This window comes from Pseudoalteromonas sp. MMG012 (assembly GCF_018100875.1).
In the GTDB taxonomy this organism is placed as follows: Bacteria; Pseudomonadota; Gammaproteobacteria; order Enterobacterales; family Alteromonadaceae; genus Pseudoalteromonas; species Pseudoalteromonas aurantia.
In genome coordinates this window covers 103,976-125,345 of record NZ_JAGJEF010000003.1, presented here as the reverse complement: position 1 = coordinate 125,345, position 21,370 = coordinate 103,976, and the positions used below count along the sequence as shown (strand labels likewise).

The 21,370-nt window shown below is 40.8% G+C and carries 18 protein-coding genes; 14 read left to right on the top strand and 4 right to left on the bottom strand.

Going from position 1 to position 21,370, the window contains the following annotated elements; translation table 11 throughout:
• Nucleotide 1 precedes the first annotated feature (1 nt).
• Both J8L97_RS02080 and J8L97_RS02075 read left to right on the top strand, forming a co-directional pair.
• A complete protein-coding gene (locus J8L97_RS02080) occupies nucleotides 2-1,927 on the top strand; it encodes an ABC transporter ATP-binding protein (protein WP_210997427.1) in 1,926 nt (641 codons plus the stop codon).
• A gap of 11 nt (nucleotides 1,928-1,938) precedes the next feature.
• Nucleotides 1,939-3,696, top strand: a complete 1,758-nt coding sequence (locus J8L97_RS02075; RefSeq protein WP_211047689.1) for a DUF3466 family protein — start codon at nucleotides 1,939-1,941, stop codon at nucleotides 3,694-3,696.
• 80 nt (nucleotides 3,697-3,776) lie between these two features.
• Here the strand turns inward: J8L97_RS02075 and J8L97_RS02070 are convergent, their stop codons facing one another.
• The gene (locus tag J8L97_RS02070; protein WP_192507235.1) at nucleotides 3,777-4,283 is read right to left on the bottom strand and encodes a DUF2062 domain-containing protein; all 507 of its coding nucleotides are present in this window, start codon (nucleotides 4,281-4,283) and stop codon (nucleotides 3,777-3,779) included.
• A gap of 150 nt (nucleotides 4,284-4,433) precedes the next feature.
• Here J8L97_RS02070 and J8L97_RS02065 point away from each other — a divergent pair, with 150 nt between their 5' ends.
• The 7 genes from J8L97_RS02065 (at nucleotide 4,434) to tcdA (ending at nucleotide 11,797) form a co-directional block, all read left to right on the top strand.
• Nucleotides 4,434-6,572 carry a DNA internalization-related competence protein ComEC/Rec2 gene (locus J8L97_RS02065; RefSeq protein ID WP_211047688.1) on the top strand — a complete coding sequence of 713 codons (2,139 nt, stop codon included), beginning with the start codon at nucleotides 4,434-4,436 and terminating at the stop codon, nucleotides 6,570-6,572.
• Between the two features lie 114 nt (nucleotides 6,573-6,686).
• Complete coding sequence (gene msbA, locus J8L97_RS02060; RefSeq protein ID WP_211047687.1) at nucleotides 6,687-8,423, top strand: lipid A export permease/ATP-binding protein MsbA; 1,737 nt, start codon at nucleotides 6,687-6,689, stop codon at nucleotides 8,421-8,423.
• A gap of 3 nt (nucleotides 8,424-8,426) precedes the next feature.
• On the top strand, nucleotides 8,427-9,407 hold the full coding sequence (gene lpxK, locus J8L97_RS02055; protein ID WP_211047686.1) for a tetraacyldisaccharide 4'-kinase: 981 nt from the start codon (nucleotides 8,427-8,429) through the stop codon (nucleotides 9,405-9,407).
• Entirely contained in the window at nucleotides 9,397-9,594 is a 198-nt protein-coding gene (locus J8L97_RS02050; protein WP_192507239.1) for a Trm112 family protein, read from the top strand. The genes lpxK and J8L97_RS02050 overlap by 11 nt, the downstream gene beginning before the upstream one ends.
• The gene (gene kdsB, locus J8L97_RS02045; protein WP_192507240.1) at nucleotides 9,582-10,337 is read left to right on the top strand and encodes a 3-deoxy-manno-octulosonate cytidylyltransferase; all 756 of its coding nucleotides are present in this window, start codon (nucleotides 9,582-9,584) and stop codon (nucleotides 10,335-10,337) included. The genes J8L97_RS02050 and kdsB overlap by 13 nt, the downstream gene beginning before the upstream one ends.
• Nucleotides 10,330-10,995: a TIGR01621 family pseudouridine synthase gene (locus J8L97_RS02040; protein ID WP_211047685.1), complete on the top strand. Its 666-nt coding sequence runs from the start codon at nucleotides 10,330-10,332 to the stop codon at nucleotides 10,993-10,995. The genes kdsB and J8L97_RS02040 overlap by 8 nt, the downstream gene beginning before the upstream one ends.
• 1 nt (nucleotide 10,996) lies before the next feature.
• Nucleotides 10,997-11,797 carry a tRNA cyclic N6-threonylcarbamoyladenosine(37) synthase TcdA gene (gene tcdA, locus J8L97_RS02035; RefSeq protein ID WP_211047684.1) on the top strand — a complete coding sequence of 267 codons (801 nt, stop codon included), beginning with the start codon at nucleotides 10,997-10,999 and terminating at the stop codon, nucleotides 11,795-11,797.
• Between the two features lie 21 nt (nucleotides 11,798-11,818).
• On the opposite strand, the gene J8L97_RS02030 is transcribed toward tcdA, so the two are convergent.
• The 3 genes from J8L97_RS02030 to J8L97_RS02020 all read right to left on the bottom strand — a co-directional run bounded on the left by J8L97_RS02030 (nucleotide 11,819) and on the right by J8L97_RS02020 (nucleotide 14,833).
• A complete protein-coding gene (locus tag J8L97_RS02030) occupies nucleotides 11,819-12,223 on the bottom strand; it encodes a SufE family protein (RefSeq protein WP_211047683.1) in 405 nt (134 codons plus the stop codon).
• 3 nt (nucleotides 12,224-12,226) lie between these two features.
• Complete coding sequence (locus J8L97_RS02025; RefSeq protein WP_211047682.1) at nucleotides 12,227-13,444, bottom strand: aminotransferase class V-fold PLP-dependent enzyme; 1,218 nt, start codon at nucleotides 13,442-13,444, stop codon at nucleotides 12,227-12,229.
• 102 nt (nucleotides 13,445-13,546) lie between these two features.
• On the bottom strand, nucleotides 13,547-14,833 hold the full coding sequence (locus J8L97_RS02020; protein WP_211047681.1) for a citrate synthase: 1,287 nt from the start codon (nucleotides 14,831-14,833) through the stop codon (nucleotides 13,547-13,549).
• 411 nt (nucleotides 14,834-15,244) lie between these two features.
• Between J8L97_RS02020 and sdhC the strand changes: the two genes are divergently transcribed.
• From sdhC to sucA, 5 genes are all read left to right on the top strand, one after another.
• The gene (gene sdhC / locus J8L97_RS02015) at nucleotides 15,245-15,622 is read left to right on the top strand and encodes a succinate dehydrogenase, cytochrome b556 subunit (protein WP_192508535.1); all 378 of its coding nucleotides are present in this window, start codon (nucleotides 15,245-15,247) and stop codon (nucleotides 15,620-15,622) included.
• Nucleotides 15,613-15,960, top strand: a complete 348-nt coding sequence (gene sdhD, locus J8L97_RS02010; protein WP_192507246.1) for a succinate dehydrogenase, hydrophobic membrane anchor protein — start codon at nucleotides 15,613-15,615, stop codon at nucleotides 15,958-15,960. Before sdhC ends, sdhD begins: the two co-directional genes overlap by 10 nt.
• Nucleotides 15,961-17,733, top strand: a complete 1,773-nt coding sequence (gene sdhA, locus J8L97_RS02005) for a succinate dehydrogenase flavoprotein subunit (protein ID WP_192507247.1) — start codon at nucleotides 15,961-15,963, stop codon at nucleotides 17,731-17,733. It abuts the gene before it with no gap.
• A 10-nt stretch (nucleotides 17,734-17,743) separates the two neighbouring features.
• The gene (locus J8L97_RS02000; protein ID WP_192507248.1) at nucleotides 17,744-18,463 is read left to right on the top strand and encodes a succinate dehydrogenase iron-sulfur subunit; all 720 of its coding nucleotides are present in this window, start codon (nucleotides 17,744-17,746) and stop codon (nucleotides 18,461-18,463) included.
• 84 nt (nucleotides 18,464-18,547) lie between these two features.
• Nucleotides 18,548-21,367 (top strand): 2-oxoglutarate dehydrogenase E1 component, encoded by a 2,820-nt coding sequence (sucA, locus tag J8L97_RS01995; protein ID WP_211047680.1) that lies wholly within the window; start codon nucleotides 18,548-18,550, stop codon nucleotides 21,365-21,367.
• Nucleotides 21,368-21,370: the final 3 nt, after the last annotated feature.

The following is a 21,370-nucleotide window of genomic DNA, read 5'->3' as shown; positions in this document are numbered from 1 at the left end:
TATGGATCTAATTAGAATAGCTAAAGCGCAGCTTGCGTTTGGAACTCACCCTTTGCTTGATAACGCAGATGCAATTATCGAGGCAGGCGAAAGAGTATGTATTGTCGGCCGTAATGGGGCTGGCAAATCGACACTGCTAAAGGTACTTGATGGTGAAGTATTACTTGATGACGGAGAGATTAATCGCGTTGGCGAGCTTAAAATATCGAGACTAGAACAAGACCCTCCTAAGGGGGTTGAAGGTGCTGTATTTGATTACGTCGCAAGTGGGTTACCTGATATAGCCAATTTATTAATTGAATTTAATCATGTTAATGAGGCGCTACAAACTGACCAATCACAGGCACAGTTAAATAAACTTGAACGATTATCGACTCAAATAGAAGCCGCCGATGCATGGCGATTTGAAAGTCGAATTCAAACAGTATTAAGCCAGTTAGAATTAACGGCAGATATGCGCTTGGAGAAGTTATCAGGAGGTTGGCTGCGTAAAGTCGCGTTAGCAAAAGCACTAGTAAGTGAACCTGATTTACTGCTTTTAGATGAGCCAACGAACCATTTAGATATGAACAGCGTTATTTGGTTAGAGCAGTTCTTAAAGGAGTTTAAAGGCGGTATAGTCTTTATTTCACATGATAGAGCATTCATTCGCGCCGTTGCTACGCGAATTTTAGATTTAGATCGTGGACAGTTGATCTCATACCCAGGAGATTATGCGACGTATCTTGAACAAAAAGCACATGACTTAAAAGTTGAAGAAACGCAAAATGCACTTTTTGATAAGAAATTAGCAGAAGAAGAAGCGTGGATCAGGCAAGGTATTAAAGCACGAAGAACGCGTAATGAAGGCCGAGTGAGAGCGCTGAAGTCTTTACGCAATGAACGAAAGCAACGTGTAGAGCAGGTTGGTAAAACAGACTTTAATATTGAAACCGCCGATCGCTCAGGTAAATTAGTATTTGAAGCGCAACATGTTAACCATGCGTTTAAAGACAAAGTGATCACAAAAGATTTCTCTACCCTAGTAATGAGGGGCGATAGAGTTGGGCTTGTTGGTCCAAATGGAGTAGGCAAAACCACACTTCTCAAACTGCTTTTTGGTAATCTGGATGCAGATGCGGGTAAGATCAAACAAGGAGTTAACTTAGAAGTTGCGTATTTTGACCAATACCGAGAAAAGTTAGATGAAAATGCCACAGTGCAAGATAATGTGGCAGAAGGAAAGCAAGAAGTTATGATGGGTGGTCGCAGTCGCCACGTATTAGGTTATTTACAGGACTTTTTGTTTCCACCAGCCAGAGCGAGAACACCTGTTAAAGCTTTGTCAGGAGGTGAGAAAAATAGGTTACTTCTAGCAAAACTTTTCTTAAAGCCTTCAAATATCTTGGTGTTGGATGAACCAACCAATGACTTAGATATTGAAACCCTTGAACTATTAGAAGAAATAATTAATCAATATCAAGGAACTATTTTGATTGTAAGTCACGATAGAGAATTTATTGATAATACATGTAATAGCGTTTGGGCTTTTGAAGGGGAAGGCTTGGTCACGGAGATTGTGGGTGGATATACTGACTATGAACAGTATGTTGCTCATAGAGTGGCTCAGGCTAAAGCGCTTGAAAAGGTAGACAAGCAAAAAACACAGAAATCGGATAAACAAACTCCGAAACAAGTTACTCAAGCCAATAACAAAAGTACTAAGTTAAGTTACAAATTAAAACTTGAATTAGAAGAACTGCCAAGTAAAGTAGAGGCGCTAGAGCTTGCTTTAGAGGCTCAACAAGAAATCGTGAATGCGGCAGACTTCTTTAAACAAGATGCAGAGACTACTCAAACAGCGTTGAACCATTTGGCGGACCTTGAGTCGAAGCTTGAAACCTCGTTTGAGCGTTGGGAAGAATTAGAAGCGTTACAGAATCAGTAGTAAGGAATAAAATGAAGCATACTTTAATTGCAGCGAGTATTTTTGCTGGCTTGAGTGGCCAGGCTTTGGCCGCCACATATCAACTTACAGAGCTACCAAGACACGAAGGTGCAGTTCACTCAATTGTCTCGGATGCGAATGAAAATGGTCAGATCATTGGGGCTGCGACTCGTCTTTTTAATTTGCCGATAGATGTTAGCTATATCGATTTTGATAAAGATGGTACAGCAATAAAAGCAGCATATGATGAAGAAAAAAGAAGATATGAGCTGATTGATGAAACGATTACATTTACGCTTGAAGATGTAAAAAACGGTGCGGCGTCAACAAATGCAGATGCTAACAACTTCATGTTAGGTTTTTTGAGTCGTCAAAGTAATTCAGCTGAATATCAAAAGTTGACAGATCGCATTGCATTGACAGTTAGTCCCACATTTGCGGATGAAAAAGTCTTATTTGATGTACAGAGCTCAGAGCTCAATTCATTGACCCGCTCCGTGGGAAATAACTTGGCAGCAATCAGTGATGATGGGGTGATCGTTGGCTGGGGTTCGGCACCTTTTTCAAAAACAGAATTTACACCTAAAGATGAAAACGAAGCAAAGACCTTCTTTGTAAGAGATTGGAGCTATCGGGGTATTGTAATTAATACAGCAGGTGAAAAGTTTACCCTTGAACCAGCATTTACCGAACATGGTGGTGCCAGTATTGCAACCGATATTCAGCGCTTGGAGACGGGGGGTTATGCCGTAGTTGGTTATGCCAGTGTTGGCATTACGACACAGCGCCAAGAAGGTTATGATGATCGTTGTAAAGGTGAAGATAGACCATTACAAGCATGTGTTTGGTTGGAAGAGCGCCGAGTGGCTAACTTAGATGGGTTACCATCGTTTTATGACTTACGTGCATATCAATGGACGTTAGATGATAATTTTGCTGTAGTTAGTGCAAAAGAATTAGGTGTCGGAGCTGTCAGAAAAGACAATGAAGATAATACTATTTATAGTGCTGCAATGGCCATAAATAACTCAGATATTGCGGCTGGGTATTCAATAACTCGATTTGACAATGATATTAATGCACGTGTTGTACCAGGGTACTTTAAAGATGGTCAATTTAGTGAAATTGGAGAGCGTGATGCATGGTACAAAACAGGTAAAGCCGTCGATATTAATAACAATAATGTTGTTGTGGGTCACCGAGCAGAAGTAAGCCGGAGCACTATACAAAAAGCCGTGGGGTTTTATTACGATATTAATGCTGACAAATTCACAGATATTCCCACCTACTTTAATGGTTCTGAAATGGTCATTAATGATATTAATGATGCAGGATATGTTGTTGGGCAAGGTGAAATTGAGAAGAACGGTAACAACCAACGTAGAGAAGGTTTCATCTATAAGCTAGGAGATGAAAACATCGTTAATATTAATTCTTTGCTACCTTGTAAAGATGCCAGTGGTCAGACATTCCCTTATACAATTGCAGAAGCCGTAAAAATTACTGAATCGAATGAAATTTACGCTATCGCGGTAAAAACGGTAGAGCGTAGAGACAGACTTGGTGCAGTAGAGAAAAACAGCAAAGGTGAGATTGAGTATGAATCAGCGACTTTACCTGTACTGTTAACACCAACGAATGGCGAAGTAGAGCAGTGTGCTGCGCCAGAAGTTGAAACGTATGAACGTCAATCAGGCAGCTTTTCTGTGTTTGCATTTCTTACGTTGCCTTTGGTTTGGTTAAGACGTCGAAAATTAAAGATTGCTTAAGCACCTAAGTTGTTGCATTTTGTCGTGATAATAAAAAAGCCCTTAAGGGCTTTTTTATTATCTATAATATAGAGGAAGTATTATTTATTGCGCGCATGCCATGCTTTATTTACCGAACGTCGCCATAAGTAATCAACCCCAAAGTACCCAATAATAGCGGCGAACGATGCACAAATTAGTGAGCCAATCATAAACGCAGGACCGATTGTGGTAATACTTTGAACGAGCCACTCCCAACTGGCTTCGAAATGAAAAGGTTGTGTTTCTTGGCCTAAAGCAAGCACACCAACTAAATAAGAACAGTAAAAAATAGGTGGCATAGTTAGTGGGTTTGTTAACCACACCAAAGCCACTGATAAAGGTAAATTTACGCGAAACGGAATCGCAAATGCGGCAGCTAATATCATCTGAAAAGGAACTGGGATGAAAGCAAAGAACAAACCAACTGAAAAAGCGCCACGCGCAGAACGGCGGTTTAGGTGCCACAGGTTGGCATCATGCAACCATCGGCCAAAAATTTTTAAAGACTTTTGCTGTTTTATTTTATTGTGATCGGGTAAAAAGCGTTGAATCGTTTTTTTAGCCATAGCATGCAACCGTTTACTTCAATTTTTATATGTTGGGGATTTCTATTCGGCTGTATCATTACCGTGTTTCTATTCAAAACGTGGCAGTTCTATAGCAGTCTTTTCTTCCTCACTATTTTGTTCCCCTATTTTAAGCCGTTTCGACCTGTATTGTTAGGTTTTATTTTCGCTATTTTTGTCGTTATTACTCAATATCATTTGTTTTATTCATTTAGTATAGAAAACCAACAATTTGACGATGAAATTTATTTCAGTGGTCAAGTTGTAAAGGTATTTGGAGAAGAGCCAGCAGATTATTTTCAGGTGAGCCTCAGTGATGTTGGTGAACATTCCTATTTACCTTGGATGAACCCCAAAGCGAACTTGGCTATTTCTCAGAATGAATTAAAGATAAAGGCTGGTAGTATCATTACGGGTATGGCCAAAATTCGTCCATTTAGAGGGCGAAAAAATTTTTCCGGTTTTGATAGTGAGCTTTATGCATTTAGAAATCAAATTGCATATAAAGGACGTGTTCTAGAGGCTACCATCGCGGCCCAACAAAATGACGCATATTATGAACCATACAGACAATTTTCATGGCAAGTGTTTGGAGGTTTAAAGTTAGGCTGGCTCTATTATACTTTAATGACGGGAGATACAAGCCAGATAAGTCATGATACCCGTGTCATGATGCGTAGGCTTGGATTGAGCCATATTATGGCCATTTCTGGGTTACATATCGGTATTATATTTGGGATTTCATATTGGTTTGTTAAAGCGGTTGTATCAGCTTATTTGCTATTGTATGCCAACCCTCGCTTTCAAAAGTACAATTTAACGACATTTTATATGTGTCTCTCGGGAGTAATTGCATTTATATATGTTTATCTGAGCGGTTTTAGTGTATCGGCGCTAAGAGCGTATAGCATGTTATTACTTGCGATTACAGCCTACATTGCATGTAAAAAGATAAGTAGCATGAGAATACTGGTCATCGCACTGAGCCTTATTTTACTTCTTGATCCTTTCTTATTACTTAATCCGGGACTATATTTTTCATTTATAGCTGTTGCCGTGATATTTTTTGTAATGAGTTCTGAGCACACACAGCATAGTTACAAAATGAACCTCCTTTTTAAGGTTATTTTATTGATAAAGATACAAATTTGTCTTTTCGTATTCTTGGCGCCACTCAGTATTTATTTCTTTAAAGGAGTTAGCTTAGCTGGATTATTTATAAATTTACTTGCTATTCCAGTGTTAAGCATAATTGTTTTTCCATTTATGATATTGGCGCTCATATTGAGCTTTGCAATAGGCCATGCATCATGGGGAGTGGGTCTTGTACTCACGAGCCTAGACGGTTGCTTTCATTTCCTATTGCAAGGAGCCTCAATGATCAGTGCTGGTCACGGCTGGTTGCATACGGGCTCTTCATCTTTATCAATAACCATGTTTATATATCTCTCTTTACTATTTATAGTGTTAGCGCCTTTTAGAAAACTGGTTTGGCTTCCTGCCGTGATTTATGCGGTGCATAGGCTGTCGAGTGAAGAGGTATTATGGCAATTGGATGTTTTGGATGTAGGGCACGGAACCGCAGTGCTTATATCAAGTAACCGTGAAGCTCTATTATATGACCTTGGAGCTAAATATTTTAACCGATATTCACTATTTGAGCATGTTGTACAACCCTACATAGAGGATAATCATATTGTATTAACACACACAATTTTAAGTCATCAAGATAAAGACCATGTTGGTGGAGTTAAGGAATTGCTTGCATTTGATGGAATACACTCCTTTAAATCGTTTCATAATGGCATACCAAATAGTGATTGTAATTTGCGAACAGTCAAGATGGGTGAAGTCACTATTGAAACACTGTGGCCTCGAGCTGGGCGAGCATCTAAAAACAACAATTCTTGTGTTGTGAAAGTCAGTGGAGGCAATTACTCAGCTTTATTAACGGGGGATATAGAAGCTCATGCAGAACGGCAGTTGGTAAATGTACTCTCAGCTGAACAATTAAAGAATGATATATTATTGGTCCCACATCATGGCAGTAAAACATCGTCAACAATGGCTTTTTTACAAGCTGTAAATGCCGACATCGCGATATATTCGCGTAATTATGCATCACAATGGGGACTTCCTCATACAGATGTTCGAGAGCGATTCACCCGATTGGGCACGTTACAATTAGATACGGCATTAGATGGCCATATTAGGATAAAAGTAACACCTGATGGACTAATCACTGAAAAGGCGAGAGAAGTAGTGAAGTATTGGTTTTTACCCCAATAAAGGGGGGAGTTATTTGGTTTTCGTTTGATTAATTTAAAGTAGCCCATTTTGTTTTATAGGTATGGCAAGTACAATACACTGTTTTTTAGAATGGGTTAGTGGAAGAGAAAGTACATGCAAATGAGCGCGAAGCAGATATACAAACGTTTACTAGCTTATACATTAGATTACCGGGGCGTTGCGATATGTGCCGTCATTGGTATGTTAGGTTACGCAGCGATGGATGCGCTGTTTGTCCGCTTAATGCAACCGTTTATTGATGATGGGTTAAACGACAGAAACGTCGATGTTTTGTCGTGGGCCCCTATTGTGGTTATTGTATTAGTGATAGGACGTGGTGTCTTCAATTATATGGCATCATATTGTCTGACATATGTTGGATCCCAAGTTGTTAGGGCATTACGGCAAGAGCTGTTTGAGCACATGTTATTTTTACCCGTCTCATTTCATGACAAACATTCGAATGGTGAAATGATCTCTAAAATTACTTTTGATACAGAACAAGTTCAGCAAGCCATTACCCGAGCATTACAAGTCATAGTGCGTGAAGGTGCGTTTGTTGTTTTTTTATTATTTGTTATGTTTGGTGCGAGTTGGCAGTTGTCCTCGGTATTTTTAATTATTATTCCTATTGTCGCGCTGATCGTTTCAGTGGTATCAAAACGGTTTCGTAAGATTTCGAAAAATATTCAAGATGCGATGGGGGAAGTGACCCGTGGTTCTGAACAAATGCTTGCAGGGCATAAAGTAATTCATAACTTTGGTGGTCAACAAAGAGAAATCGACAAGTTTGCAACAGTCAATAATAAGAATAGGCAGCAACGGGTCAAAATGGATGCGACTCGGGCATTAAGTGTATCCGTGATTCAAATTTTAGCGGCCAGTGCGATGGCGTTAATATTGGCAATTATAGCCATGCCTTCTATGATAAATACGATTACTTCAGGTGCGTTTGTAGCGCTATTGACATCAATGATGATGATGTTGCGACCATTAAAGCAGTTAGCAAATGTAAATAGTGATCTGCAAAGAGGTATTTCGGCTGCGCAAAGTGTATTTGCAATATTAGATACAGAGAAAGAAGGGGACCAAGGCACCACGCCGTTAGTGACAGCGAAAGGTTTAATAAGTGTTAAATCGGTTACATTTTGCTATCCGACTAAAGAAAATCCAGTAATTCAATCACTTGATCTAAAGGTTAATGCAGGCGAGAGCGTCGCGCTGGTTGGCCGCTCTGGATCTGGTAAGTCGACATTATCGAATTTACTGCCAAGATTCTATGATATTCAACATGGTAGCATCGAGCTCGATGGCGTCAATATTCAGGAATACTCTTTGCTGGACTTGAGACGGCAATTTGCGGTTGTTTCACAGCAAGTGGTTTTGTTTAACGATACCATAGCGAATAATATTATGTATGGGCTGGAAACGCCGTTATCAGATGACGCTTTAATTGCTGTTACAAAACAAGCACATGCTTGGGAGTTCATAGAGGGATTACCTGATGGCTTACATACTATGGTGGGTGAAAATGGGGTAATGTTGTCAGGTGGACAACGGCAACGTTTGGCCATTGCAAGAGCGATTGTAAAAGATGCGCCGATACTGATCTTAGACGAGGCAACCTCCGCATTGGATACGGAGTCAGAAAGGTTGATACAGCAAGCGCTAGATAATTTGATGAAAGACAAGACTTCGATAGTGATTGCACATAGGTTATCGACAATAGAAAAATCAGACCGAATATATGTATTAGAGCAGGGTAGAATAGTTGAGCAAGGAACACATACAACCTTGTTAGAACAGCATGGGGCTTATGCTGCTTTATGTAAAATGCAGTATGGTGATTAGACATTGAAAAGTATAGAAAATAGCTGGTATAGACCAAAGTCCTTCATAACTTACTTACTACTGCCGCTCAGTGCTATATTTTGGTGTGCTGCGATAGTAAGACGGATACTTTTTTCATTGGGGTTTATTAAACGTTTTAATGCACATGTCCCCATATTGGTTATAGGTAATATTAGTATCGGCGGTAATGGTAAAACGCCATTTGCATTATGGCTAGTTAACTACCTACAAAATATTGGGTTGAAAGTCGCAGTGATCAGTCGAGGATATGGATCAAATGCACCCCATTACCCTTATGAAGTGACGACCAGTAGCTCGGTATTAGAGGCCGGAGATGAACCTTTTTTACTTCATTCACGTTTGCAATGTCCAGTTGTTATCGGCCCAGATCGTCAGGCTAGTTGTGAGTATATCAAGCGTGAATACAATGTCGATTTGATTATTTCAGATGACGGTTTACAACATTATAAAATGAATCGTGCTGTTGAGTTTTGTATTGTAGATAGTACTCGTGGGTTTGGAAATGGGTGTCTCCTGCCGGCTGGACCATTAAGGGAGTTGCCGAGTCGACTTCGCAGTGTGGATCTAGTTGTTACAAATGGTATTGGCGCACCTTGCAATTATCAACTCGAAAGCACCGGTATATATCGTGTTGGAAGTGGCGAAAAATGTGACTCATATCCAGATAAGGGCATCGCCGTAAGTGCAATAGGAAACCCAGCTCGGTTTGAGAAGTCATTGCGTGAGTTAGGGGTCGATATTATAGAGACCGCACACTTTCGAGATCATCATGCTTATCAAAACGGTGATTTTGAGAGATTTGGTCACACCGCCGTTTTTATGACGGAAAAAGATGCGGTAAAATGTAAGAGCTTTGCGTTAGAAAATTGGTATTACTTACGAGTTGACGCTCAACCAAGCAAGATGTTGATTGAGCGGTTATTGGATATTTTAAAGAAAAAAGAGATCTATCATGGCCTTTGATAAAAAATTATTAGAAATCTTAGCTTGCCCTGTATGTAAAGGTAAGCTGCAGTACGATAAAGAACAAAGTGAGCTTATTAGTACAGCGGCAAAATTGGCATATCCAATTAGAGATGATATTCCAGTACTACTGGAAAACGAGGCGAGAGAGTTGAGTTTAGAAGAGGTTGAACAGTGGCATTCGTAGTTGTTATTCCAGCACGCTATGCGTCGAGTCGTTTACCAGGTAAACCGCTTGCGGATATCTGCGGAAAGCCGATGATTCAACATGTTTTTGAGCAAGCGTCTCGCTCAGGAGCGAATGCTGTTTATATTGCGACTGATCATCAAGCTGTCTTTGATGTCGCAATGGGCTTTACAAAAAATGTTCTCATGACCAGAATTGACCATCAATCAGGCACTGAGCGGCTCGCGGAAGTGGTAGAGAAGCTAAATTTAGGTGCTGAAACAATAGTGGTTAATGTACAAGGTGATGAGCCATTGCTAGAACCTGAAAATATAGATCAAGTTGCTCAGTTGTTGGCTAACTCAAGTGCCCCTATGGCGACCCTTAGTGTTGATATAGAGAATGTTGAAGAAGTGCTAAACCCCAATGCGGTTAAAGTAGTACAAGATGCACATAACAATGCTCTATACTTTTCTCGCGCTTCAATTCCATTTCAACGAAATAGCATGTTAACGCTAGATAAAAACTCAATTCCTTTACATAATTTTCAACGCCATGTTGGCATTTACGCTTACCGCGCAGGGTTTATTCAAGAATACTTAGAGTTACCAGTGTCGCCACTAGAAGTGCAAGAATCACTTGAGCAACTGAGAGTTTTGTATCATGGTAAGCAAATTAAGATAGCCAAGGCGATAATGCCCGTCCATGCGGGGGTCGATACACCAGAGGATTTAGCGCGAGTAGTTGAGTTGTTAAATGCGTGAATTTGAAGTTATCGCAGACGAAGTTGATTATATTATCGCATTAAAACCTGCAGGAGTGAGTTTTCATAGCGAAGACGGGGCTGGGTTTGTTGTTCAATTAGAGAAACAAGTTGGCTATAAATTGTTTTCGGTTCATCGTTTAGATAAAGTCACTTCGGGACTATTAATCTTAGCCAAGTCAAGTGAGTCAGCCAACCTCTTTACTCAGAAATTTGTAGGAAGAGAGGTAGAGAAAATTTATTTAGCGTTAATTTCGAAAAAGCCCAATAAAAAGCAAGGGTGGATCAAAGGTGATATGGTCAAATCCCGACGGGGGGCACACAAGCTACTCAAATCACAAGAAAGCCCTGCCGTTACGCGCTTTTATTCAAAAAGTATTGCTGCTGGATTACGTGGTGTAATTTTGAAGCCTTTTACAGGTAAAACACACCAACTAAGAGTTGCTATGAAAAGTTTATCCGCGGCAATAGTGGGAGATGAATTGTACGGGGGAATGCCAGCAGCACGGGTATATTTGCATGCTTATGCATTAAGGTTTTCTTGGGATGGACAGCAGCAATGCTATTATGCAACACCAAAAGATGGTGATGAATTTATAAAATTAATTAATCATGAGGATTTTGCTAATTGGCGAAACCCTTGGCAGTTAGAGTGGTAACATGACTGAGCAGCAAACTGAATTGAGATTTGGCGGTATTTCACGCCTTTATGGTACACAGCAGCTTACGTGGTTGCAGCAAGCACATTTTTGTGTAGTTGGTATTGGTGGAGTTGGCAGCTGGGTGGCGGAAGCGTTAGTACGAACGGGTGTAGGCCATATAACATTGATCGACTTAGATGATATTTGTGTTACAAATATCAATCGTCAAATTCATGCGTTATCAAGTAGTGTAGGTGAGCAAAAAATTGAAGCAATGAAAGCGCGTTTATTAGAAATAAACCCGTATTGTACAGTGAATTTGATCGATGACTTTATCACCGCCGATAACATTGCAGAACATATCATTAATTATGACTATGTCATTGATTGTATTGATGCGGTTAAAGAAAAGGCCGCGCTAATTGCGCATTGCAAACGTCGAAAAATCCCAGTCATTGTCACCGGTGGTGCTGGTGGACAGACGGATCCCAGTCAAATTTTATTTGGCGATATTGCGAAAACAACACAAGACCCTTTACTTGCGAAAGTACGTTATTTATTGCGTAAGAACTATAATTTTTCCTCAAATCCAAAGCGTAAATTTGCTGTTGATTGTGTTTATTCAACTGAGCAACTTGTTTATCCAACAGCCAGTGGTGAAGTTTGCCTAGCTAAGCAGCAAGCTGAGGGAGCAAAAAACATGGACTGCGCAACTGGGTTTGGTTCTGCAACCATGGTGACAGGCACCTTTGGTTTTTTCGCGGCTTCACGAGCAATTAAAAAGTATTTACAAAAAAAACTCAAAGCTGAAAACCAATGAGTATGAAACTTTCTCGGTGATTTACCACTGAGAAAGCTTTTCTTGTATGGCCTTAATAATGGCTTGAATACCATTACCACGTGACGGGCTCAGGTGCTTTATTAGTCCGAGAGACTCAAACTCAGCGTAAGCATCAATATTTTTAGCTTCGGTAGGGGTTATGTCGTTATACATACTTGAAATAATTGTGAATAGCCCTTTGACGATACGGGTGTCAGAGTCACCAATTAATAGAATTGTTCCCCGGCTTTCATCTAAATCAATATGCAACCAGACTTTGCTTTCACACCCTTGTATAAGGGCATCATCATTCTTTAAGCAGTCGGGTATAACGGGCAGCTGTTTGCCAAATAGCATTATTTCTCGATAACATTGTTGCCAACTTTGGGTCTTTTTTAATTGGTTTTGTATTTCTTGATAGTTCAAATCTTATCCTGCGATTAATTTAATACTGCTTTTTAAAGCAGTAATAAATGTATCTATGTCATTGTGTGAATTATAAAAGGCGAGGCTTACTCTTAATGTACCCTGAATACCTAGTTCAGCAATAAGTGGTTGCGTACAATGGTGGCCACTTCGCAAAGCAATGCCATAGCTATTGAGTAACGTTGCAATGTCATAATGGTGCTCGTCGCGATAATTAAAGCTAATTGTACCTATATTATTTTGCGTGTCGCCATAAATAATGATGCCATCGATTGCTTGTAATTGATTAAGACAGTACGAATATAAGGTTTGTTCGTATTGATGAAGCACGATAGGGTCAAGCTTATTTAAATAATTGATGGCTGCTCCAAACCCTAATACACCTGATATGTTTGGTGTCCCTGGTTCAAATTTAGCTGGGGCCTCTCGGTAACTTGACGATTCGTATGTTACCTTGTCAATCATTTCGCCGCCTGTTTTGAAAACGCTTAGTGCGTTGAGCTTTTTAAATTTCCCATATAAGAATCCAAGCCCTGTAGGACCTAATGCTTTGTGGGCTGAGCCAACATAGAAATCACAATCTAACTGTGACAGATTAGGCCTTAAATGAAGAAAAGCTTGTGCGCCGTCAATCACGGTAATGGCATTAACTTTCTTCGCTGCATCAATTAGCTTGGCGATGGGGTTAATATTACCAAGCGTATTAGATGCATGTGTGCATGCCATAACTTTGGGTTTTAAGTCTTCAATCATAGCGATTGCAGCTGGTATATCCAAAATTCCTTGTTTATTTATGGGCATGATAGCTATCTTTGCACCGCTTTCTTGCGCTGCTTGTTGCCATGGAACAATATTAGCATGGTGCTCTAATGCACTAATTAGAATAATATCCTGTGAATTTAGATCACATGTTAAACCAGAGGCGATAATGTTAAGGCTTTCAGTTGCACCACTGGTCCAAACCACTTCTTTGGAATTAACGGATAGAAATTTAGCCAGTTGTGTCCGCACATATTCGTATTTCGATGTTGCATTTTCACTAAGTGAGTGTAAACCTCTATGTACGTTTGAGTTGTTTTTACTATAAAAATCGTTTATCTCATCAATCACACTCTGAGGCTTTTGGCTGGTCGCACCAGAGTCAAGGTAGATTAAAGGCTGACCTTCAATAGATTGAGAGAGTACAGGAAAGTCATGGCGCAACTCAGCAATTATGTTCATTTCAATATTATTCCGGCAAATATAACGAAGGGATTGTAATTTGATCTGTGTAAGATGCAATAAAAAAGGCCGCTAATAGCGGCCTTTTTTTAAGACTTTACGTTATCGTTTTGCAGAGTCCGCATAGTCGCGTTGTGCGTAGCCAGTATAAAGCTGACGCGGACGACCAATTTTGTGTCCTGCTTGAGATAGCATTTCATCCCAGTGCGAGATCCAACCAACAGTACGTGACATTGCGAAGATCACAGTGAACATACTTGTTGGAATACCAATTGCTTTCAAGATGATACCTGAGTAAAAATCTACATTCGGATATAGCTTTTTCTCGATGAAGTATGGGTCTTCAAGCGCGATTTGCTCTAAACGCATAGCGACGTCGAGTAATGGATCTTGAATGTTTAACTCTTTCAAAACTTCATGACATGTTTGACGCATTACTGTCGCACGCGGGTCGAAGTTTTTGTATACGCGGTGACCAAAGCCCATTAAACGGAATGGGTCGCTCTTGTCTTTTGCTTTCGCGACATACTCGTCGATACGGTCAAGCGAACCGATTTCTTCAAGCATGTTAAGACAAGCTTCGTTTGCACCACCATGAGCAGGTCCCCACAGTGAGGCGATACCAGCAGCAATACATGCGTAAGGATTAGCACCTGATGAACCAGCTAAACGTACTGTAGACGTTGAAGCATTTTGTTCGTGATCAGCGTGCAGCATGAAAATACGATCCATAGCTTTAGCTACAACAGGGTTAACCGTGTAATCCTCAGCTGGGACAGAGAACATCATATGCAAAAAGTTTTCTGCATAGCTTAAATCGTTGCGTGGGTAAACGAATGGTTGACCAACGTTATATTTGTACGCCATTGCTGCAATGGTAGGCAACTTAGCAACTAATTTGATAGCACTGCGCTGACGTTGGTCTGCATCTGAGATATCTAAATCATCATGATAGAACGATGATAATGCACCAACAACACCACAAAGTATAGCCATTGGGTGAGAGTCAACGCGAAAACCTTGGAAGAATGCAGCGATTTTCTCGTGCATCATGGTGTTACGTGTGATTTCATCTGAAAATTCAGCATGTTGCTCAGCTGTTGGTAACTCACCGTTTAGCAATAAATAACATAATTCAATGTAATTTGAATGCTCAGCTAACTGCTCAATTGGGTAACCGCGATGTAGCAGTACACCTTTTCCACCGTCGATGTAGGTGATAGATGATTCACAAGAACCGGTAGACATAAAACCTGGGTCATAAGTGAAGTGGCCGTGAGCACCTAAAGTACGAACATCAATTACATCTTGACCAGCGGTACCCGAATAAATTGGTAGCTCGATTGGGTCGTGACCATCAATATGGACAGTGGCTTTTTTATCTGCCATCTATTTATCTCCTATGGAATAACAATTCTGATTGTTATGTTGTGATACTAATGTTAAGCAAATTCAGATCATTTTAACGTAAAACTAGGGTATAAAGTCAATTTTTCTTGGAATTATGCAAAGATGTATAATAAATATTCTGTAGAGATTAAATATTATACCATTGGCTAATTCGCAAGCGTCTCAATCTAAACAAGAATTGTAAAAGCGCGCACGGCCTTATATACTGTGATAGGTTTTACACCGTATCGTCTGTGGGTAAACCTTTTTTTACAACAAACAGAATGAATTAAGATCGGTTCGTTGAAAAAGCAGGTATACCTAGAGTGTGCCATTTGTGCATGTCGTGCAAGTGGATTTTATAAAAACAAAGTAGATGAGCTCCTTTGTGGGCAAGATGGGCAAGTAACTGTGAAAAAGCAAAGACCTGTAAATCTAGATCTTACGACTATATCGATGCCGGCAACGGCTAAAGCATCAATTCTGCACCGTGTAACGGGTGTTGCATTATTTTTCGCTTTAACCTTCGTCATTTGGGCATGGTCTGAATCTCTTTCTTCTCCTGAAGGTTTTGAATTAGTAAAGGGGCTGTTTAACGGCTTCGTTGCAAAATTCATCGCGTGGGGCACGCTTTCTGTGTTGGCATATCACCTAATCGTTGGTATCCGTCATTTGATCCAAGACATGGGTCATTGGGAAGAATTAGAGTCAGGTAACAGCAGCGCTAATATCGCGATTGCACTTTCTGTGATTGTAGCAATATTGGCAGGAGTGTGGATATGGTCTTAAATCAAGCAACTCTCAAGCGTGATGGCGTACAAGATTACGTTTCACTGCGTACAACCGCGTTAATAATTGCAGCTTATGCTGTATTTATCGTTGGCTACTTACTTCTAACTCCTGAGTTAACATTTGAAGCATGGCAGGGTTTGTTTTCTAACCTAGCTGTTAAAGCTGCGACATTGGTCACGCTTGTATGCATTATGGTTCATACAACTATTGGTTTATGGCAAGTATTAACAGACTATGTAAAGTGTTCGACATTACGTTCGGTACTTGGCTTCGTGTTAAACCTGATGGCACTTGCTTATGTAGCAATAGGCCTGTTTGTTTTGTGGGGTGTTTAAGTGAAATATCATGTCCGTGAATTTGACGCTGTTGTAATTGGTGCCGGTGGTGCTGGTATGCGTGCAGCGCTTGCAATTTCTGAATCAGGCAAAACGTGTGCATTGATTTCGAAAGTTTTCCCAACACGCTCTCATACAGTTTCAGCACAAGGTGGTATCACAGTTGCGCTAGGAAACTCGCATGAAGATAACTGGGAATGGCACATGTACGATACGGTCAAAGGGTCAGACTTTATCGGTGACCAAGACGCGATTGAATATATGTGTCAAACAGGTCCTGAAGCGATTACTGAATTAGAGAATATGGGTTTACCGTTTTCTCGTTTTGAAAATGGCCGTGTATATCAGCGTCCTTTCGGTGGTCAATCGAAAAATTTTGGTGGTGAGCAAGCAGCACGTACAGCGGCTGCTGCTGACCGTACTGGTCATGCACTATTACACTTGCTTTATCAGCAAAACGTAAAAAATAAAACCAATGTTTTCTCTGAGTGGTATGCGTTAGATATTGTTAAAAACGATAACGGTGATGTTGTAGGTTGTACTGCAATTGAGATTGAAACGGGTGAAATCACTTTCTTCAAATCAAAGGCCGTCGTACTTGCAACCGGTGGTGCAGGACGTATTTTTGCATCAACGACTAACGCACATATTAACACCGGTGATGGTGTTGGTATGGCAACTCGTGCTGGTATTCCGATGCAAGATATGGAAATGTGGCAGTTCCATCCAACGGGTATCGCGGGCGCGGGAACGCTTGTTACAGAAGGTTGTCGTGGAGAAGGTGGTTATCTTTTAAATAAAGATGGCGAACGTTTCATGGAACGTTATGCACCTAACGCGAAAGACCTTGCCTCTCGTGATGTTGTTGCGCGTTCAATGATGACAGAAATTCGTGAAGGTCGTGGCTGTGATGGTCCTTTAGGCCCGCACATTAAGCTGAAACTTGATCATCTAGGCGAAGAAACGCTGTATAAACGTTTACCAGGTGTTTGTGACCTATCTAAAACGTTTGCACACGTTGATCCAGCTAAAGAGCCAATTCCAGTTATTCCAACTTGTCACTATATGATGGGTGGTGTACCGACAAACGTTAACGGTCAGGTATTGAGCGTTGATGCTGAGGGTAACAATAAACTCGTTGAAGGTTTATTTGCGGTTGGTGAAATCGCTTGTGTATCTGTACACGGTGCTAACCGTCTAGGTGGTAACTCATTGCTTGACTTAGTTGTATTTGGTCGTGCTGCGGGTAACTTCTTAGGTGAGTACTTAGCAAATGCTGAAGTGACTAAGCAAGCGTCAAGCGATAACATCGATGCGGCATTTGCGCGTTATAATCGCTGGGAAAATTCGAGCAAAGGTCAAGGTGAAGATCCGGTACAGATCAAAAAAGATCTACAGCAATGTATGCAGTTAAATTTCTCTGTATTCCGCGAAGGTGACTCGATGGCTGAAGGGTTACAACAGCTGAAAGAGATCCGTGAACGCTTACAGCATGCTCGCTTAGACGATAAATCTACAGAATATAATACGCAAAGAATTGAGTGTCTTGAATTAGATAACCTGATGGAAACTGCATATTCAACAGCGGTAGCCGCTAATTTCCGTACTGAAAGCCGTGGTGCACACTCTCGTTTTGATTATCCGGATCGTGATGATGAAAATTGGTTGTGTCATACTGTATTTAACCCAGAAACGGAAGTTATGAGTAAGCGTGAAGTAAATTACGCGCCTAAGACTCGTGAAGCATTCCCGCCTAAAGCACGTACTTACTAGGAGCACAACGATGGCAATTTTAGAGTTATCTGTTTATCGTTATAATCCTGATGTGGACAATGCGCCACATATGCAGGAATATAAGCTGGAAGTAGAAGAAGGTCGTGACATGATGGTGTTGGACGCGCTTTTACTCTTAAAGGAGCAGGATCCTTCACTTTCTTTCCGTCGTTCTTGTCGTGAAGGTGTATGTGGTTCTGATGGTGTGAACATGAATGGTAAAAATGGCCTTGCATGTATTACGCCTATATCAGCACTACAAAAAAATGGAAAAGGCAAAATCATTCTACGTCCGTTACCTGGTTTACCAGTGATACGTGATTTAGTTATTGATATGAGCCAGTTTTACACTCAGTATGAAAAAGTTAAGCCGTTTCTTATCAATGATAAGCCAACGGGTGGCGAAGAGCGTCTTCAATCTGTAGAAGATCGTGACAAGCTAGATGGTTTATATGAGTGTATTTTATGTGCGTGTTGTTCGACTTCATGTCCTTCGTTCTGGTGGAACCCAGACAAGTTCATAGGTCCAGCAGGTCTTCTTCATGCTTATCGTTTCTTAGCAGATACACGTGATACGGCAACAGAAGAACGATTGGCTGATCTTGATGATGCGTTCAGCGTATTCCGCTGTCACAGTATTATGAACTGTGTTAGCGTTTGTCCTAAGGGCTTGAATCCAACTAAAGCCATTGGTCATATAAAATCTATGTTGTTAAATCGTTCGGTTTAATACATATTTAAACAGTAAGATGGCATGCATAGTATGCCATCTTGTTAATAATTAAATTTCTGCGCTAGAAAAAAGGGCTAATAAATGCACGAAGGTGTGATGAAGGCATGGCTAGAATCTTCGCATTTGTACGGCGGAAACGTAGCTTATGTAGAAGAGCTTTATGAAGCGTATCTTGACGATGCGACTTCAGTGCCAGAAGAATGGCGAGAAGTGTTTGATCAACTTCCTAAAGTTGATGGTGTGGATGTTGATGTTAAACATTCCGAGGTAAGAGCTCAGTTTAAAGATCTTGCTAAAAACAAACACAGAGAAGTAGTTGTTGCAGCAAGTGGCACATCAGATGCCAAGCAAGTTCGCGTGCTACAACTCATAAACGCATTTAGGTTTCGAGGGCATCAAAATGCCAACCTTGACCCGTTAGGATTATGGAAGCGTGAAAGAGTTCGAGATTTGGAACTCGAATATCACGATTTAACGGAGTCGGACCTAGAAAAAGAATATAACATTGGCTCTTTTGCTTCCGGTAAAGAGACAATGAAGTTGAAAGACTTATATTCGGCCTTGAAGACCACGTACTGTGGGTCTGTTGGTGCAGAATATATGCATATCACTTCTACAGAAGAAAAGCGTTGGTTACAACAACGTGTTGAATCTACCTTCTCACAGCCTAAATTTAGCAAAGAAACAAAACTACGCATATTAAAAGGCTTAACCGCTGCTGATGGCCTAGAGAAATATCTTGGTGCTAAGTTCCCTGGAGCAAAGCGCTTTTCTCTTGAAGGCGGTGACGCTTTAGTACCAATGCTTAAGGAACTGATTCATCGCGCTGGTGAAAGTGGTCAAGAAGAAGCGGTTATTGGGATGGCGCACCGTGGCCGTTTAAACGTTTTAGTAAACGTACTCGGTAAAAACCCACAAGAATTATTCGACGAATTCGCTGGAAAATATGGTGAATCAGCGGGCTCGGGTGATGTTAAATACCATATGGGCTTTTCATCTGATTTCGCCACAGAAGGTGGTGACGTTCATATGGCGTTGGCGTTTAACCCATCTCACTTAGAGATTGTTAACCCAGTAGTTATGGGCTCTGTTCGAGCGCGTCTAGAGCGTTTAGGGTGTAAAAATGGTTCTAAAGCATTACCAATAACTATTCATGGCGATTCAGCTATTGCGGGTCAAGGTGTTGTTCAAGAAACATTTAATTTATCTCAAACTCGTGCGTTTGGTGTGGGCGGTACAATTCGTATTGTCGTAAACAACCAAGTAGGCTTTACAACGAGTAAGCAAGAAGATGTACGTTCTACAGATTATTGTACTGACATTGCTAAAATGGTTCAGGCACCTATCTTCCATGTTAATTCTGATGACCCTGAAGCCGTTACGTTTGTTACACAGTTAGCACTTGACTTCCGTAATAAGTTCCACCGTGATGTTGTTATCGATTTAGTATGTTACCGTCGCCATGGTCATAACGAAGCTGACGAGCCTAGCGCAACGCAGCCTGTGATGTACAAAAAGATCAAAAAACACCCAGTACCACGTCAGTTATACGCGGACAAGTTAGCAAGCGAAGGTGTATTAAGCGCAGACGATGCTAAGCGACTTGCCAATGACTATCGAAATGGCTTGGATAATGGTGAGTGTGTTGTTGAAGAGATTCGTCCTGATACGAAGCATTCATCTGATTGGTCAAAGTTTGTAGGTCACGACTGGGATGTAGCTTACGACCCAACGGTTCCGGTTGAAAAACTAAAAGAACTGAGTGCAAAAATCTCTTCATATCCAGAAGGTCATAAAGCACAATCTCGAGTTAAAAAGATTTACGAAGATCGTAAATTAATGGCATCTGGTGAAAAGCCATTGGATTGGGGTATGGCAGAGACTCTTGCTTATGCAACGCTTGTTGATGACGGTGTTAATATCCGCATGACCGGGCAAGATTCTGGTCGAGGAACGTTCTTCCATCGTCATGCAGTTGTTCATGATCAAGCTGAAGGTAATACATATTTACCACTGCAAAATATCCATGCTGATCAAGGTAACTTTGAAGTTTATGACTCCGTTTTATCTGAAGAAGCTGTATTAGCATTTGAATATGGTTATACGACGGCAGAACCAACCTCGTTGGTATTGTGGGAAGCGCAGTTTGGTGATTTTGCAAATGGTGCACAAGTTGTATTTGACCAATTCCTAAGCTCAGGTGAACAAAAATGGGGCCGCTTGTGTGGCTTAACAATGTTATTACCACATGGCTATGAAGGGCAAGGTCCAGAGCATAGTTCTGCACGTTTAGAGCGTTATTTGCAATTGTGTGCTGATCACAATATGCAAGTATGTGTACCTTCAACGCCAGCTCAGGTATATGCGATGCTACGTCGTCAGTCTGTACGACCGTTACGTCGTCCATTGATAGTAATGACGCCAAAATCATTATTGCGTCATCCATTGGCTGTGTCATCTTTAGATGAATTGGCAGATGGTGTATTCCACAATATGATTGATGAGATTGATGATATCGATCCGGCAACTGTGGAACGCGTTGTATTTTGTAGTGGTAAAGTCTATTACGAATTGTTGCAAGAACGACGTAAATTAGAGCTCAACAATGTAGCGATAGTACGTGTTGAACAATTATATCCATTCCCTCATCAGGAGATGGATGAAGTTATGGCACGGTATCAGCACGTTAAAGATTTCGTTTGGTGTCAAGAAGAACCACAAAATCAGGGGGCGTGGTATTGCTCTCAACATCATTTCTGGGAAGCTATCCCGTCAGGTGCTAATCTTTCATACGCGGGGCGTGAAGCGTCTGCGGCACCAGCATGTGGCTATATGTCGACTCATACAAAAGAACAAAACGCGTTAGTTGCTGACGCCTTAACAATTAAAAATAAGGGATAAGAG

What these genes read in the sequence shown, in the direction of transcription:
- J8L97_RS02080 (WP_210997427.1), top strand. Translation starts at nt 2, where the DNA reads ATGGATCTAATTAGAATAGCTAAAGCGCAGCTTGCGTTTGGAACTCAC.
- J8L97_RS02075 (WP_211047689.1), top strand. Translation starts at nt 1,939, where the DNA reads ATGAAGCATACTTTAATTGCAGCGAGTATTTTTGCTGGCTTGAGTGGC.
- J8L97_RS02070 (WP_192507235.1), bottom strand. Translation starts at nt 4,283, where the DNA reads ATGGCTAAAAAAACGATTCAACGCTTTTTACCCGATCACAATAAAATA.
- msbA (WP_211047687.1), top strand. Translation starts at nt 6,687, where the DNA reads ATGCAAATGAGCGCGAAGCAGATATACAAACGTTTACTAGCTTATACA.
- J8L97_RS02050 (WP_192507239.1), top strand. Translation starts at nt 9,397, where the DNA reads ATGGCCTTTGATAAAAAATTATTAGAAATCTTAGCTTGCCCTGTATGT.
- J8L97_RS02040 (WP_211047685.1), top strand. Translation starts at nt 10,330, where the DNA reads ATGCGTGAATTTGAAGTTATCGCAGACGAAGTTGATTATATTATCGCA.
- tcdA (WP_211047684.1), top strand. Translation starts at nt 10,997, where the DNA reads ATGACTGAGCAGCAAACTGAATTGAGATTTGGCGGTATTTCACGCCTT.
- J8L97_RS02025 (WP_211047682.1), bottom strand. Translation starts at nt 13,444, where the DNA reads ATGAACATAATTGCTGAGTTGCGCCATGACTTTCCTGTACTCTCTCAA.
- J8L97_RS02020 (WP_211047681.1), bottom strand. Translation starts at nt 14,833, where the DNA reads ATGGCAGATAAAAAAGCCACTGTCCATATTGATGGTCACGACCCAATC.
- sdhD (WP_192507246.1), top strand. Translation starts at nt 15,613, where the DNA reads ATGGTCTTAAATCAAGCAACTCTCAAGCGTGATGGCGTACAAGATTAC.
- J8L97_RS02000 (WP_192507248.1), top strand. Translation starts at nt 17,744, where the DNA reads ATGGCAATTTTAGAGTTATCTGTTTATCGTTATAATCCTGATGTGGAC.
- sucA (WP_211047680.1), top strand. Translation starts at nt 18,548, where the DNA reads ATGCACGAAGGTGTGATGAAGGCATGGCTAGAATCTTCGCATTTGTAC.